The organism is Paraburkholderia sp. J76 (assembly GCF_905220295.1).
Classification (GTDB): Bacteria; Pseudomonadota; Gammaproteobacteria; order Burkholderiales; family Burkholderiaceae; genus Paraburkholderia.
In genome coordinates, this window is sequence record NZ_CAJMZJ010000031.1 from 1 (window position 1) to 14,214 (window position 14,214).

12 protein-coding genes and 1 pseudogene are annotated in these 14,214 nt (G+C 62.8%); 4 read left to right on the forward strand and 9 right to left on the reverse strand.

Annotation, left to right across the window (positions count from 1 at the left end; translation table 11 throughout):
- The 3 genes and pseudogenes from U5768_RS31535 to U5768_RS31545 form a co-directional block, all read left to right on the forward strand.
- A pseudogene (locus tag U5768_RS31535) lies at window positions 1-268 on the forward strand (hypothetical protein); the annotation flags it as partial.
- Between the two features lie 37 nt (window positions 269-305).
- Entirely contained in the window at window positions 306-656 is a 351-nt protein-coding gene (locus tag U5768_RS31540; RefSeq protein ID WP_322034241.1) for a hypothetical protein, read from the forward strand.
- A gap of 32 nt (window positions 657-688) precedes the next feature.
- Window positions 689-826, forward strand: a complete 138-nt coding sequence (locus tag U5768_RS31545; RefSeq protein ID WP_322034242.1) for a DUF1214 domain-containing protein — start codon at window positions 689-691, stop codon at window positions 824-826.
- 104 nt (window positions 827-930) lie between these two features.
- Here the strand turns inward: U5768_RS31545 and U5768_RS31550 are convergent, their stop codons facing one another.
- The 7 genes from U5768_RS31550 to U5768_RS31580 form a co-directional block, all read right to left on the reverse strand.
- Entirely contained in the window at window positions 931-2,532 is a 1,602-nt protein-coding gene (locus U5768_RS31550) for a GMC family oxidoreductase (protein ID WP_322034243.1), read from the reverse strand.
- Window positions 2,529-4,295, reverse strand: a complete 1,767-nt coding sequence (locus U5768_RS31555) for an alkyl sulfatase dimerization domain-containing protein (RefSeq protein WP_322034244.1) — start codon at window positions 4,293-4,295, stop codon at window positions 2,529-2,531. Before U5768_RS31555 ends, U5768_RS31550 begins: the two co-directional genes overlap by 4 nt.
- A 45-nt stretch (window positions 4,296-4,340) precedes the next feature.
- Window positions 4,341-6,053 carry an alkyl sulfatase dimerization domain-containing protein gene (locus U5768_RS31560; protein ID WP_322034245.1) on the reverse strand — a complete coding sequence of 571 codons (1,713 nt, stop codon included), beginning with the start codon at window positions 6,051-6,053 and terminating at the stop codon, window positions 4,341-4,343.
- A 63-nt stretch (window positions 6,054-6,116) separates the two neighbouring features.
- Complete coding sequence (locus U5768_RS31565; protein ID WP_322034246.1) at window positions 6,117-7,418, reverse strand: MFS transporter; 1,302 nt, start codon at window positions 7,416-7,418, stop codon at window positions 6,117-6,119.
- Between the two features lie 129 nt (window positions 7,419-7,547).
- Window positions 7,548-8,678 (reverse strand): porin, encoded by a 1,131-nt coding sequence (locus U5768_RS31570; protein WP_322034247.1) that lies wholly within the window; start codon window positions 8,676-8,678, stop codon window positions 7,548-7,550.
- Window positions 8,679-9,006: 328 nt separating this feature from the next.
- A complete protein-coding gene (locus U5768_RS31575) occupies window positions 9,007-9,615 on the reverse strand; it encodes a thiamine pyrophosphate-dependent enzyme (protein WP_322034248.1) in 609 nt (202 codons plus the stop codon).
- 19 nt (window positions 9,616-9,634) lie between these two features.
- Window positions 9,635-10,165 (reverse strand): thiamine pyrophosphate-binding protein, encoded by a 531-nt coding sequence (locus U5768_RS31580; protein ID WP_322034249.1) that lies wholly within the window; start codon window positions 10,163-10,165, stop codon window positions 9,635-9,637.
- 70 nt (window positions 10,166-10,235) lie between these two features.
- Here U5768_RS31580 and U5768_RS31585 point away from each other — a divergent pair, with 70 nt between their 5' ends.
- Window positions 10,236-10,952 (forward strand): Crp/Fnr family transcriptional regulator, encoded by a 717-nt coding sequence (locus U5768_RS31585; RefSeq protein WP_322034250.1) that lies wholly within the window; start codon window positions 10,236-10,238, stop codon window positions 10,950-10,952.
- 875 nt (window positions 10,953-11,827) lie between these two features.
- Here U5768_RS31585 and U5768_RS31595 read toward each other — a convergent pair.
- Together U5768_RS31595 and U5768_RS31600 are read right to left on the reverse strand one after the other, a co-directional pair.
- Window positions 11,828-13,234: a DUF1254 domain-containing protein gene (locus U5768_RS31595; protein ID WP_322034251.1), complete on the reverse strand. Its 1,407-nt coding sequence runs from the start codon at window positions 13,232-13,234 to the stop codon at window positions 11,828-11,830.
- 91 nt (window positions 13,235-13,325) lie between these two features.
- Window positions 13,326-14,183: a transporter gene (locus U5768_RS31600; protein WP_322034252.1), complete on the reverse strand. Its 858-nt coding sequence runs from the start codon at window positions 14,181-14,183 to the stop codon at window positions 13,326-13,328.
- Window positions 14,184-14,214 lie beyond the last annotated feature (31 nt).

Consider the following 14,214-nt stretch of genomic DNA (forward strand, 5'->3'; position numbering starts at 1 on the left):
GCGGATTTTCAACTGGCGTGAGGGGCCTCTTTTGACCGGGCTAGCGGCTTTTCTGCACGTGATGTCACGTTTTTCCATGCGGTGCGCAGTCGCGAAAGCGATGCTGCAATGGTCGACGCCGATCAATGCCTTTGTGACCAAGCTGATCAAGTTGGGCGGGCAGTCGATCAGCGTCGGTGGGGGCGTCCGCTATTGGGCTGCGAGTCCCGACTCCGGGTCGCACGGCTGGGGTGGGCGGCTTATCGAGACGTTCCTCTTTCCTGCATGAACGCCTCTGGCAACCACCGATTGAGCAGTCGATGAGCATGTCCCGAAAGCTGAAGCTGTGGCTCGTTCCGTTTTGCATTGCGATCGGCGGCAAGGCGGCCGCGCAAGGACAATGCGATCAAGCCTGCCGATCGGCCCTGTTCGCACAGTTCGCGCGCATCGGCCTGACCGAAAAGGGTTTTGATCCCGGCAAACTGGACGCCGCGACGCGCAAGGGGATGGCCGAAGGTCTGAACGATGCCCCCGCAGTTGCGATCTCGCCGTTCGCGAGCACCTCGACCGTGCGCAACGGCTGGAACTGGGGTGACAGGCCTCGACAGCTTCGGCTACAACTATCCGCTGCGCGCGATGGTTGCGGGGCTCTCCCTCGGCGGTCAGGGCGAGCATGAGGCCATGTATCCGATCCGTTATACTGACCAAGATGCTCGTCGCCAACGACCTCGGCCGCTACAAGGTGCGCTCCGACACACCGGGGCGGAAGGTCGCGCCGGACGGCTCGATCACCATCCCGATCTCGCACACCAAGCCGACAGGTGAGAACGCGGCAACTTCTATGTGATATTGCGCGTGTATCAGCCATCGGACGCGATTCTTTCCGGCAAGTGGCAACTACCGCAATGAAGAAGGTCGACTAGATTTTGACGACGGACGCAACCACCGCCCTTAACCTTGCTTCAGCAAGTCGGCGCCTTTCTCGCCGATCATGATCGAGCCCGCATTGGTGTTCGACGACGGCATGGTCGGCATGATCGACGAGTCGATCACACGCAGTCGCTGCACGCCGCGCACCCGCAACTGCGGGTCGACCACCGACGCCGCGTCGCCGCCCATACGACAGGTGCCGATCGGATGCCACGACGTCTGGCCGCACACCTTGATGTAGTTCAGCAGACCTTCTTCATCCTGAATGTCGATGCCCGGTCGCGTCTCGCGCTTGACGTAGCCGCTCATGGCCGGCTGGTCGATTACCTTGCGCGAAAGGCGCAGTGCGTCGAGCATGGCGCGCGTGTCTTCGTCGTGCGTCAGGTAGTTCGGCTCGATGGTCGGATCGATCATCGGGTCCGGGCAGCTCGCGTGCAACCAGCCCTTCGATTGCGGGCGCAACTGGAAGAAGCCGACCTGAAAGCCCGGAAACGGGTCCACGCTGTACCGGTCGGGCCCGCTCATCAGATGGATCTGGATCTTCACCTCCGGGCGTGTCTGCTCCTGCCGGGTCTTCGCCTGCGCATGCACCGTGGCCGAGGGCGTGGCCATGAAGCCGTCGCGCGTTAGCAGGTAGTTCGCGCCCATCAGCAGGGTGCGCCATTTGCTGTTCAGCACCTCGTTGACGGTGATGGACTTCGTGCATTCGAAGGTAATGCGCGCCTGCAGATGGTCGCGCAGATTCTCGCCCACCTCAGGCGCATCGTGCACGACGGGCACGTTGAGGCTCTGAAGACGGCTGGCCTGGCCAACGCCGGACAGCTCGAGAATGTGCGGGCTTTTGATCGGGCCGCTCGACAGCACGATCTCCCGCCGCGCGCGGGCCGTCTTCAGTACGCCGCCCTGAACGTATTCGACTCCGACGGCTGTCTTGCCTTCGAATAGCACGCGCGTGACGTACGTCTCGACCTGGAAGTCGAGATTGCTGCGCTGCTTCGACGTTGTCAGATAGCCGAGCGCAGTGCTGCAGCGTTGGCCGTTGCGGGTCGATAGCTGCAGGTAGTTCACGCCTTCGTATTTTTCGCCGTTATAGTCTTCGGCGAGCGGGATGCCCGCTTGCTGGCACGCCGCGACGAAAGCGTCCGACAAGACGTGACGCCGGCTATCGCGCAGGTCGGTGACCGAAATCGGCCCGTTGCGGCCGCGATAGCGTTCGTCGCCGCGCTTGCTCGACTCCATGCGCTTGAAGTAGGGCAGGCAGTCTGCGTACGACCACCCGGTGCAGCCGGCCTGCGCCCAGCCGTCATACTCGCGCGGATCGCCGCGCACGTAGATCATGCCGTTGACCGAACTCGAGCCGCCCGGCAGCTTGCCGTGGGGCCAGTAAATCTCCTGACCGGCAAGACTCTTTTGCGGCACGGTCTTCGACTGCCACACATAGTTCGCATCGCCGAGAATCTTCGCGACGCCGACGGGTGTCTTAACCCAGAAGTCCTTGTCGCGCGGCTGCCCGGCCTCGAGCAGCAGGACCTTCGTCGAGGCGTCTTCGGTCAGACGCGTTGCAAGCGTCGCGCCTGACGAACCGGCGCCCACGACGATGTAATCATATTCGGCCGCGTTCATGCGACGACTCCATGCCGGATGCCGGCAACGTCAGGATTGATGGACTGCTGTGCGTCGTCGAACAACGCGAAGAACCGGACAAGATCGTCGTTGCGATTGCCCGTCGCGCGGCCGCTCGCCAGCAGCGCTTCGATCGACGATTGCCCGACGTAGTATTCGGCCCACGCCTTGTGATCGACGCGCAGGCTCAGATCGCCTTGCGCCGTAGCACCCGGGTCTCGCTGGAATTCGCACACCCCGCGCCGCACCTGCAGCGCGTGGCGCATGCCCTTGTCGGCTATTTCGATCACGAGACGCTGCTGCACGTCAGCCGAGCGCGCTGGATCGAGGCGCACACGCAGGAAGTCGATATAGCGCGCCGGCTCCATGGCCAGGATGGCCGACACTTCAGGCAACACGCTGCGCACGGGCGCAATCTTGCGTTCCAGTTCCAGTGCCTGCGTGAGGTTGAAGTGACGCGGGATCGTGCCCGGCGCGCGATACGCAATCTGCCGCAACGCCTCTGCCTGGGCCTCGCGGAAGACGTCGCACTCGCGGTCGGTAGCGAGCAGCCAGCCCGCGAGACGGCTTGCCCAGACGAGGTCGCCCTGCGCCATCGCGTTGTGGTACTGGACCAGCACCTGCTCGACGCCGCCGAAGCCCGCCACGATGCGCCGGGCTTCGTCGTCAGGCGCGAGACGATGAATGCTCGCCGCGTCGCCGTCGAACCAGCCGAAGATGTGGTTGTACAGATGCAGCGGAAAGTAGAAAAACTCGCTGTAACTCTCCGAGTTGTTCGCGAAGTCGCGCAGATGAGGCGGCAGCTTGACAAACTCCTTTAGTGCGTCGGGCGACAGGCCCTTGTTGATGCCGCGCAGCGTCTGGTCAATCATGAAGCTGATTGCGTCCATGTACAGTTCCAGCGCCTGCCGCACCTCGGTCTTGCCGGTATATGGCAACGCATGCGTATTGACGAGCACTTCCGGCTCGAGGTCGCGGATCAGCTTCAGGCCGTTGCGCCACGAAGCAGGATTGCGAAACACGTCGCCGCGCAGCGTATAGAAGTTGAACAGGCTGGGCCACAGGAAGTTGTTGTAGACCAGCTTCATCTCCGGCACCCAAGCCGTGAGCGTGTCTTCCGAATCGGAGAAATGCTCGGTGAAGAACTGCATGCGCAGGCCGGCCACCATCAACTCGTCGCCGTCGTGCACCAGATGCGTGGCGGGCACCGTGCCCTTCGCGCGGCCAGGCGGAATGATCGCGGCGAGGCCGGTGTCGGGACCCTCCTGCGGCAAGTGCAACGCGAATTGACGCTCGTAGCGGGCTGTCAGGGCGGGGACGGCCTCGGGAAATTCTCCACCCGACGCAAAGCCCGTCGAGATTTCGGCCAGGTGCCGGTTCACCTGATGATGTCCGATGATCATCGCGTCCGGCGCCTCGCGCGTGAACGCCTGCGTGCCGTGCGCATAGTGGTTGTGGCTGTAGACGATGGCCTTGATCGGGCGATCGCTGACCTTGCGGAATTCAGCCAGGGCCCGCTCGCCGTCTTCAAGATCGTCGCCCGTGTCGAAGATCACGAGGCCTTCGGGCGCTTCGACCATCATGCGGCTCGAGATGCCGATGCCCACGAGGTTCCAGACCTTGGGCGCCACCTCGATGAGCCGCGGCGCGATAGCAAACGTGGCGGCGATCGCCTTCAGCGTCGAAGCGGCGACGCGCGCGCCGCGCGGGCCATCGATCAAGGAAATGTCGTGTTCGCGATAGCGATCGAGGGTGCTGCTCATGTTCGTATCTCCTGAAAATCGTTTGCTTGTGTTCGACCAGCGGAATCAGACTGCCCGACGCCACGCGCCGAGTAACGCGCTGCCGAGCGACTCGTCGCCGCTGATGCGCGCGCCTGCTTCCAGCGTGCGCGCGACGTCGGATGCACCGGAAACCAGATCTGCCCACTGGTCCATCGTCAATTCGACCGTGCAGTCGGCGTGTTCGGCAGGGCCGGGCACGACCTGCACCACGCCGTGGCGCAGTGTCAGTGTGAAGTGATGTCCGGCGATGGACAGGTTTGCCTGCCGCGGTCCCGCTGCGCTCAATTGCGGATCGAGCCTGAATCGCATCGCGTTCACGTAGGTGCCCGGCGGCATCTGGCGTACGGTCGTAGCGTTCACGAACGTGAACGGCGGCGTGGTCGTGTCGACGAGCCCTTCAAGTTCCCGCGCCTGCGCGAGATACCACGAGCGCGTGTTCGCGGCAGTCGTCACCCGGGCCATCGCGCGCAGCGCGTTGGCCTTCAGTTGCCGGGCTTCCACGATGCCGGCGCCTGCACGCAGTGCGGCAGTTGCCAGCTCTGCCGCCCACTGGAATTCGCGCCTGTCGAGCGCTTCGCGAGCCTGCGTCAGCACCGAGTTCGTGCCGCCGGCGAGTTCGACCCATCGGCGCGCCGAGTCTGCCTCGGGCAAGCGATGTAGTTCGACGGTGTCGTTGCCGAACCAGCCAACGAGACCGCAATAGATCTGCCGAACATAGAAGGGCAATTCGCCGTAGAACTGCCCCGTGAGACGACCGTTGGCGAGAGCCGCGGGCAGTTGCACGAAGCGCACGAGTTCGTCGGGCGACATCCCCAGATTGATGCCGCGCACGGTTTGATCGTAGGTGAACTGAATACAGTCGCGATACTCCGTCACGGCCTGACGAATCGCCTGCTTGCCGCTGATGGGGACGCCATGCACGCCGACCAGATGTTCTGGTTCCAGCGCGAGGATCTTGTCGAGGCCTGGCAGCAGCCTGGTCGGGTTGCGGAATGCTTCGCCGCGCAACGTATAGATGTTGAACATCGCGGGCCACGCGATGTTGTTGATCACCACGCCTTCGTCGGGCATCCAGATCAGCACGGTGTCGTCCGAGTCGGCCGGCGTGTGCCAGAACTGGAAGCGCACGCCGTCGATCATTTCGCACTGGCCGTCGTCCAGCAAATGGTTGGGGCGCACAAAGCCGGGCGTCGGCGTATAGCGCTCGAGCGGGAAGAACAGGGCGCCGAGACCCTGGTTCGGCATCGCGTCCGGGCCCTGCGGCGGCAGGAACATGCCGAACTGCATCGCGACGCGCCGCGTCAGAAACGGCGCCAGGTCGCCAAGCGTGCGCGACATCACCTGCAACAGATCCCGGTGCGCGTAGATCGGCAACTGTTCCTCTTCGCCGGCCGGTACGTACGTCCGCGAACCGAGCGCGTAATGGCCGTGCGTATAGATCAATGCGCTGATGGCGCGGTCGGTTACGGTACGAAAGTCTTCGAGTTGCTCGGCCGACTGCTGCACACAGTCGCCCGTGTCGATGACGATCACGCCGTCCTGGCCGAGTACCATGGTCGAATTGCCGAGGCTGCTGCCGAGCTGGCAATAAATCCGATCGGTGACGCGATGCAGCTTGTGACTGAGTGCGGTGCCGTGCGCGATCAGACGGGCGTTGGCGACTTCGCCTTTGGGCCCGGTCTCGACGTCGACCGGCGCGCCCATGTAGGGCGACACGTTATGGATCTTTTCCGGCATCACGTATTCCTGTTGAAGCTGGCACTTGCGTGTTCAACGCGAAGGCGGCTCTTCGGCACACGCTCACGCGGAGCGGGTGGAGGCACGCGAGTGGTCGAGGGGTAGCCCGGCCAGACGGCGCGTGGATTTCATGGGATTCAGGCAGAGCACGCCGATGACGCCACCCGCGATAAGCATGAAGCCGCAGATTGCGAAGCCCTGCTCATAGCCCGCGGCACCGGAACCCGTCGCGACTTCGACAAGGCGGCCGGTCACGATCGGCGCCACCACGCCTGCAAACGACGCAATCGAGTTGTCGATCGCGAGGATGCCGCCGCGTTGCGCGGCGGGCGTCACCTCGCCGAGCATTGCAGGTCCGAGCGAGTAGACCACCGGCGTCAGGCCGAAGGCAACGGCAATTAGCAGAATCTTTTGCATGTTGCCCAGATCCAGTAGCAGCAGGAAGAAGAGCGCCCCTGCCACGGCAAGGCCGACGCTCGCGAACACGCCACGGGCCATCCGCGACGACGCGCCGCTGGCCAGCAGGCGTTGCGACCCCCACGACAGCCCCACGCTGATCGGCGTGCCGATCAGGACCACCAGCGCGAAAATCCGGCCGGACGTGATCGCGTCATATCCCAGACCTTTCTGCAGGTAGCTCGGCAACCAGGTCAGCACGAGCGCGAGGCTCCAGTAGGCGACGAAGTGCAGCAGGAAATTGCCGAGCACGGTGGGGTCAGCGAGGAGCTTGCGATACGGCACACGCGCCGGGGCAGCGTTGTCCGGCACATTCTTTACCGGATGACTATCGATCGATCCTTCCGCGCCGAAGATCAGCCACAGCGCGGCCCAGACCATGCCCACGATGCCGAGCGCGACGAAGTTGGCACGCCAGCCCCAATGGGCCGTGATCACCGGAATCGAAAAGCCCGCGAGCAGGAGGCCTACCGTCGCGCCTTGCGCGATCACCGACACTGGCAGACTGCGACGGTTGTCGGGGAACCACTTGAAACAGGCGTGAATGGCGACCGGCCACGCGGGTCCCTCGCTGACGCCGAGCAGCACACGCGCCGCAATCAATACCGTCATCGAGGTCGAAAGCGCGACCGGTAGCTGCGTCGCGGACCACAGCACCGCCATCACCAGCAACAACGTGCCGGCCTTGATGCGATTGGCGATGAAGCCGCCGGTAATGCCGGAGATGGCGAACAGCCAGAAAAAACTCCCGGCGACGACACCGAATTGCGTGGGCGTCAGTCCCAGTTCCTTCATCAAGGGTACTGCCACCAGGCCGATCACGACCTTGTCGACGAAGTTGACCAGCATGAACAGGGCCAGCAGGATGGCGATGCCCCATGCCCTGGCGGTTTGATAGCGGACGCTCATATTTGCTCCTCGCGCCGGCCGCTGCCGGTTAGACGTTGAAAAAGTGTCGCTTCGAGCGGCCAGTCGGCGCCCGAAAACCGTCGTTCGGCGCGCGACGCAATCGGGCCGCGCGCCGACGATGCAGACGTCCTAGAACCTGTGACGCAAGCCGACCATCAGACCCAGCTGGGTCGACTGTGCGGCCGCGCTCGCGCCGTTGAAGCCCTGCAACTGCGCACCGATGAGGCCGCCGCGGTACAGCGAGTAATCGCCCTCGATGTAGGTGTCGGTTTGCTTCGACAGGCTGTAGTCAGCGAGCAGCTGGAACTGCGTCGCGTGGCCGTCACCGCTCGCCTTCTTGCCATTCTGCAACGTGCGCCACACGTTGGCCGACACGAGTGTGGCGCCGCTGATTCGTTGGCTCACGCCCGCGAAGAACATCTCGCGCGACGAGAACGTGTTGAACTTAAGCGCCGTCAACTGGGCCGCGGTAAACGGGCCGTTCGGGAAGTTGCCCACGAAGTCCGCATCCTGCCGGTTGACGGCCCACCCGGCGTTGATGGTCGTATTGCTGATCGTATACGCGGCGCCCGCCGTCCATGCCTTGAAATGCGCGGACGTATTCACGGCATCGCGTGAGTCGAGATAAGCGGCAGCGAGACGCAGCGGCCCCTTCGGCACGTATGCGATCGACGCACCGATCTGGCTGCCTGCGCCGAACGCACCGGCCGTTCCGCCGAACGCGTACGACACCTCCAAGGTGACGTCTTGCCAGACGGCGGCATACTTCGTCATATTGCTGGTGAAGTTGCCCTGTGCCATGCCCACTTCGGGACGGAACTGATAGAAGTTCTGGCTCATGTACGTGCGTCCCACTGCGTCGGCCATCGGGTTGAGCTGACGACCAAGCGTGAGCCTCCCGTACGTCGAAGATTGCAGACCGACGTATGCAATATTGAAGAACGGATACGTAGGGTCCGTCGCGCCGGAGTTCAGGAAGAAGCGGTTTTCCAGCTGGAACACCGCGCGCGTTCCGCCACCAAGATCTTCCGATCCGAGCAGGCCGAACACGCTTTCGCTCGCGCCGCCGTTTCCGAGCTGCACTTTCGAATCGCCCGCCGCGTCGGCGTGCGTCGTATAGCGAATCGCTGTATCGGCAATGCCGTAAAGCGTGACCGACGATTGGGCGTTCGCGAGCAGGCTATAGCAGCCGATTGCCGTTGCGGCCGCGGCCTGAAGCACGACGCCGATTCCCCGTTGTGTTTTTAAAGTCCTTCGCATGCCTTGTCTCCGATTTTGTTTATATGAAACGTGCAGCCGTTTGCAGCGATGAACGCGCGCGCCCGGCGTGCGGAATCGGCTGCGCCGGTCGTGGGAGACGGGCGCCGGAGAGACGGCACGTGAGTTTGCGCGTGGGTTGAAAAACGGACCAGCGGATTCGAACTTGCGAAACGTGAGATGGGACGCTCCGCAAACGCCTGCCAGTAAAGCTCGACTTTGGCGGATGGACGTCTGCTCGTGCATGGCGACTCGCGACGCGCGCATGCTGGCTTCATGACCCGTACACTCGGCACGTCACGTTGGCCGAACGTGCCATCGTCTCGTGCGATTACTGCAGCGATTCGATGTGCGAGGCGTACCAGACGCTCAGTTGCTCGGCTTCCATGCCCATGCGCTGAAACTGGCGATCGGGTATTTCCGGCTGCTGTAACTCCGGCCCGAAACGGGCTGGCTCTGGCTCGATCATGAGCGTCACGAAAGTCGGCCCGGTAGCGGCGAGGAGTGCGGGCAGCGCGGCGGCCAGCGCATCAGGATCGTCGAACACATGGGCGCTCGCGTAACCCGCGGCGAGCGCCATCGCGCAAAAATCGACACCCGCGCCGCCAGGCACCGGAAGATTGGATGTGCCGGCAAATTGCGCACCGTTGTTGATCACGAAATGCACGAAGTTGGACACGCCGCTATCGGCAACCGTGACGAGGCCGCCCAGCTGCATGAGCAGGCTCGCGTCGCCGTCGACGACGATCACGCCCACGTGGGGATTCGCCAACGCGAGGCCGAGGCCGAGCCCTGCCGCGCCCCCCATCAACGGCACTGAGCTGAGCCGGCGCTCGGTCACGCCGAGCGCGTCGAACGCGAACATGGCACCCATGGTCGCCACGATCACACGCTGCTCGCGAGCGAGCGCGATCTGCTGGCAAGCCTCTCCGATTCGCATGTTTGTTCTCCTTTCCTTGTTAGTGCCAGGCCACTGGCCGGCCTACGATCAGCGCAGCGGGGCCGCGGCGCGTATGCGCCGCATCGAACGCGGCCGGCACGGCCTCGCCGACATCGCCGTTTCCTTCGAGACACCAGAAGGGAACGCCGAGCGTGCTCAGCAGGGGCTCCAGCAAGTTCACGACGCGTCGGCGGGATACGGTGCTGGGCTGTCCGAAGTTCTCGTGCTCGCGGCCGAACTGGCCGATCAGGAACACGGTCGGGATCTGCGCGTCAAGCGCCAGGGCACGGATCGTGTTAACGCAGGCGTAAAGGCCCTGATTCTGGACGACGACCACGGGGCGCTGACCGGCGATCGTGAGTCCGGCAGCGACACACACCGCCTGATCCTCATTGCAGGTCCGCACGAGCCGAATATCGCTGTTCCCACGCTCCATGGACTGGTGCAGAGCGACCTGGACGAGGTCCGGCACCGTGACGAAATGCGTGACGCTGGCGCGCTTGAGCGCGCTCAGATACGTGGTCGCGCCGATGCTATGATCGTCGGACATGCTTGTCTCCTCGCCTCTGATTGACTGAAAGCAAGTCTAGAGAGAGCGACTCCGCAAATCTGTAAAAAAGATGACAGAAACTGTTCGCCCATCCCAGCGTGCGCTGGCGAGTGCCGCGCTGCAACGCGCCGCGTGGTTTGCCACTTGTCGTCCCGAGACCGTCGAGCGGCTACTGAAAGAGGGCACTATCCGTACCCTGCAGCGTGGCGAGGTGCTATGCCGCCAGGGGCAGCCCGTGGAGCATCTGTGTTTCATCATCGACGGAACGCTGGAGGTTAGCGTGACGGCCGAGGCTGGCAAGCGGCATCTGGTGCGCCATCTCGAACCGGGGCAATTGATGAATCTGATTCCCGTGCTCGACGAGCAGGGCGCGATTCACGACAGCGTGGCGCACGTCGATACGCTGGTGCTGCTATTCGACAAGGCACTCATTCATGAAGTGCTCGACGCGGAACCGGGCTTCGCACGCGCCGTGATGCGCCTGCTGTGCCTTCGTTCGCGCACCTTGTATCTGGATCTGGCGGATAACAGCCTGCTCACGTTGCGGCAGCGCTGTGCACGTACGTTGCTCTATCTGGTTGGGCCTTGGGGTATGCCACGTCCCGAGGGCGTCGCCATTTCGCTCAAGCTTTCGCAAGACGAGTTTGCCGATATGGTCGGCCGCTCACGTCCTGTGGTGAATCGCGAACTGAAGAGTCTGGAGCGCGAGGGCATCATTCGCACGACGTATTCGCATTTTGTGATTCTGGATTTGGCTGAACTAGAGCGCCTTGTCGAGCAGCCATAGCGGGTCGGCCGATCCGGTCCGACAAGAGAGCTTGAGCGATCCATCTTTAGCCGAGGACAGATCAGGGCGTCCAAACGACCGTTATTGAGATCGATGCGTCGTTTAAGCGCCGTCGCGCACCAAGCGGCGAATGACGGATCATGGCGACATCGGCAATTCGACGTTCGGCTGTCGATTGGCAAGCGGGCAGCCGTCCGAACCTCCTCAATTCAATTCGCTAGGCGCGATAGAGCCCTTATCGCGGCTAGCAGTGAGTGCCGCAGGAGCTGCCGCCGGGCATGCACGGTCTGCGGCCGAAAGGATACGATTGACAGGTCAGGGATTGGCAACGCGCAAACTGGCTTACCGCGATGGGGCACGGGTAAGGGTGCCAAGTGTTCGGAGCCACGATAAGAAGGCTTTATCGAAACGGTGTCAGTTTAATGCTTTCTACGCGAGCGACGGCAAGTTTCGGGCGTGCCATCTCACAAGGCTATGAGTCTCTGACGTTTGCCACGGCTCGCACATGGCGGCGCGAGCAACCGTCATTGAAGCCAGCGGCCGGTGCAGGTCGAGATCACCGAGCAGACGCGTGCGTGCGTGGCTCAAGGCCAGCGCTCCCGCGTCGGGTGACTATATGTTTCCCAACCGGATCCATGGCTTGCCGCATCTGTCGATCCGTTAGTACGCCCGGCTGGTACATCGCTGGCTCCGATCGATCGGATTGGGTGACTCAGGAACGCATACAATGCGCCACACAAGGGCTGCGCTGATCTACCGTCGTACAAAGAACCTGTGGACGGCGCAGTAGCTGCTCTGTTAACGCGTCGTTAGATCGCCTTGGAAATCGGCCGAACGGGTATCGGTACCGTCGCCGTAAGCGGCCGCTCAGTTGTCTAATTGATCTTATTCAATTGGGGCAATTCCCATTTGCCCGAGAGGATCGCATCCGACGGCTGATACAGACGCAAGATTACATAGAAGTTGCCGCTCGGTGCGGGCAGCCAGTTTGCCGCGTTCTCACCTGTCGGTTTGGTGTGCGAGATCGGGATGGTGATCGAGCCGTCCGGCGCGACCTTCAGCCCCGGCGTGTCGGAGCCCACCTTGTAGCGGCCGAGGTCGTTGGCGACGAGCATCTTGTCGTCCGCGTTATACATGGTCAACGACCAGAAGGCCCCAACCGGTGGCGCAGATGCGAGCTTGACAACATACTGGTTCGCACCGCTCAGCGTCTGCCCAGTGCTGTCCGTATAGCGGATCGGATACATGGCCTCATGCTCGCCCTGACCGCCGAGGTAGGGCCCCGCAACCATCGCGCGTAGCGGATAGTTGTGGCCGAAGCGGTCGAGGCCTGTCACCCAGTTCCATCCGTTTCGCACGGTCGAGGTACTCGCGAACGACGAGATCGCGACGGCCGGGGCATCGCTCAGGCCTTTGGCCATGCCCTTGCGCGTCGCGGCGTCCAGTTTGCCGGGATCAAAGCCCTTTTCGGTCAGGCCGATACGCGCGAACTGTGCGAACAGGGCTCGATCGGCAGGTTTGATCGCATTGTCCTTAAGCGCCGCCGCGAGTTCCGTGAAGAACCCGAACTCGTCATTATCCGTCCGCGGCAGCGGCGGCAGCGTCGCATCATTCGGTACTTTCCCGCGTAACGGAACGACAGTGAACTGCTTCTGCAGCGCGAGTACCGGGGCGGTCTCTTCCCCCTGTTTGACGTGCAGTCGGCCCCATAGCCAGACCTTGCGCGTGCTGACGTCGAGACGCTTTGCATCCTTCGGGAGCGTCCCCTTCCATCCGGGGGGCACCAGGACGTACTTGCCGGCCCTGGTGCCGGTCGTGCGGCGGCCGATGTAGTGCTCAAGCTCCTGCCACATGTTGAAGACATCGACCACGTAATAGCGGTCGTGCGTGTCGGGCACCGTCAACACGTAGGGCTCGGTGAGGTCGAGCACCGCGCTCATGTAATAAGTGTCGTTGTTGGCCGTCGGCATGTCTTTCGCGTCGGGGGACGCCAGCGAGGTTGCCCAGCCGATGTGGTCCAGCGGCGCGCGATAGCTGGTCGTCGGCTTGGGAGACGGCACATCGGTGTACTCGCGGGCGACGCGCTCCATTCGGACGAGCGGATAGCCCCAGTAATAAGCCATGATGGCAAGGCTGTAGCCATCGGCGTGCAGACCTTTCTGGATCACCTCGGGCGTGGCGGGTGTCGTCAGCAGAAGGTCGGGCACGGCGTTGCCTTGCGCGCTCGCCTGTGCGCCGACCGCAATGCAAACCGGAATGAGCAATAGCTTCAGCGTTCTCATCGAGCGTTCCTGTGGGTTTTCGTCGGATCACACGGCCAGCCATTCGCAAGCGGCACCCTGCAATCAGACCGATGCGCACACGTCATAGTGCTCATGTAGGAAAGAGGAACGTCACAATTAGCCGCCCACCCCAGCCATGCGGTCCAGAGTCAGGACTCGCCGTCCAATACCGGACACCGCCCCCCACACTGATCGGCTGACCACCTACCTTGATCAGCTTGGTCACGAAGGCATTAATCGGAGTCGACCATTGCCGGTGCGTCCAGTCGTACGTCGATTCGGTGTTTATGGCGAAAGTCCACGCGTCTTTGGTCGTGTAGGTCAGAAAAGGCTGCAGGTACGTCGAGCTGACACTGTCCCGACTGCTTTCTCCTGCATATGACCAGATATGGTTGGCGAGCATCCCATAGGTCCACGGCCCCGACTGCATCAGCGCCACGGCGGTCGGGCCTGCGCCCCACTTGCGACTGGACAGCAACGCATCTGTACCGGTCGGGATTAGCAACGCCGGGCCGACGCCCCAGATCAAGCCGCTTGCGGTGGGTTTCTGCGGCGAGAGGAAGAAACTCTGGACGACATCGCCGAGCCCTGTCTGCGATCCTGACCCGGGGGCAATGTCGCTTTGGGATACGACGGGCAGAATGGTCCGCGAGATCAGGTTCCAGGTATCGTTCAGATGAAACGGAACGACGGGCTGGAAGTTGAGCAGAAATTTGTGACCGTCGCGATTCGGGCCAATGTTGTCATCGTAGTTGAACTGGAACGGCACGCTTATGAGTGCCGCGACGGGGTTGCTGAGTTGCTTGGCCAGGTCCGCATCGGATTGAGCGCGCGCCGGCGTGACCGTCACCATCAGGGCGATTGCGATGGCCGCAGCAATAGGTTTTGCGCTTGGGCCCGACATGGAAGCGCGTGAAATCCTCTCGACTAATTCCGCTAACTGAGCCATGAAAACGCCCTCACGCGAGTCGAAAGTCAGG

Bases quoted from the DNA above. Each gene is read 5' to 3' on its own strand.
- U5768_RS31540 (WP_322034241.1), top strand. From the start codon at position 306: ATGTCCCGAAAGCTGAAGCTGTGGCTCGTTCCGTTTTGCATTGCGATC.
- U5768_RS31545 (WP_322034242.1), top strand. From the start codon at position 689: ATGCTCGTCGCCAACGACCTCGGCCGCTACAAGGTGCGCTCCGACACA.
- U5768_RS31550 (WP_322034243.1), bottom strand. From the start codon at position 2,532: ATGAACGCGGCCGAATATGATTACATCGTCGTGGGCGCCGGTTCGTCA.
- U5768_RS31555 (WP_322034244.1), bottom strand. From the start codon at position 4,295: ATGAGCAGCACCCTCGATCGCTATCGCGAACACGACATTTCCTTGATC.
- U5768_RS31560 (WP_322034245.1), bottom strand. From the start codon at position 6,053: ATGCCGGAAAAGATCCATAACGTGTCGCCCTACATGGGCGCGCCGGTC.
- U5768_RS31565 (WP_322034246.1), bottom strand. From the start codon at position 7,418: ATGAGCGTCCGCTATCAAACCGCCAGGGCATGGGGCATCGCCATCCTG.
- U5768_RS31570 (WP_322034247.1), bottom strand. From the start codon at position 8,678: ATGCGAAGGACTTTAAAAACACAACGGGGAATCGGCGTCGTGCTTCAG.
- U5768_RS31575 (WP_322034248.1), bottom strand. From the start codon at position 9,615: ATGCGAATCGGAGAGGCTTGCCAGCAGATCGCGCTCGCTCGCGAGCAG.
- U5768_RS31580 (WP_322034249.1), bottom strand. From the start codon at position 10,165: ATGTCCGACGATCATAGCATCGGCGCGACCACGTATCTGAGCGCGCTC.
- U5768_RS31585 (WP_322034250.1), top strand. From the start codon at position 10,236: ATGACAGAAACTGTTCGCCCATCCCAGCGTGCGCTGGCGAGTGCCGCG.
- U5768_RS31595 (WP_322034251.1), bottom strand. From the start codon at position 13,234: ATGAGAACGCTGAAGCTATTGCTCATTCCGGTTTGCATTGCGGTCGGC.
- U5768_RS31600 (WP_322034252.1), bottom strand. From the start codon at position 14,183: ATGGCTCAGTTAGCGGAATTAGTCGAGAGGATTTCACGCGCTTCCATG.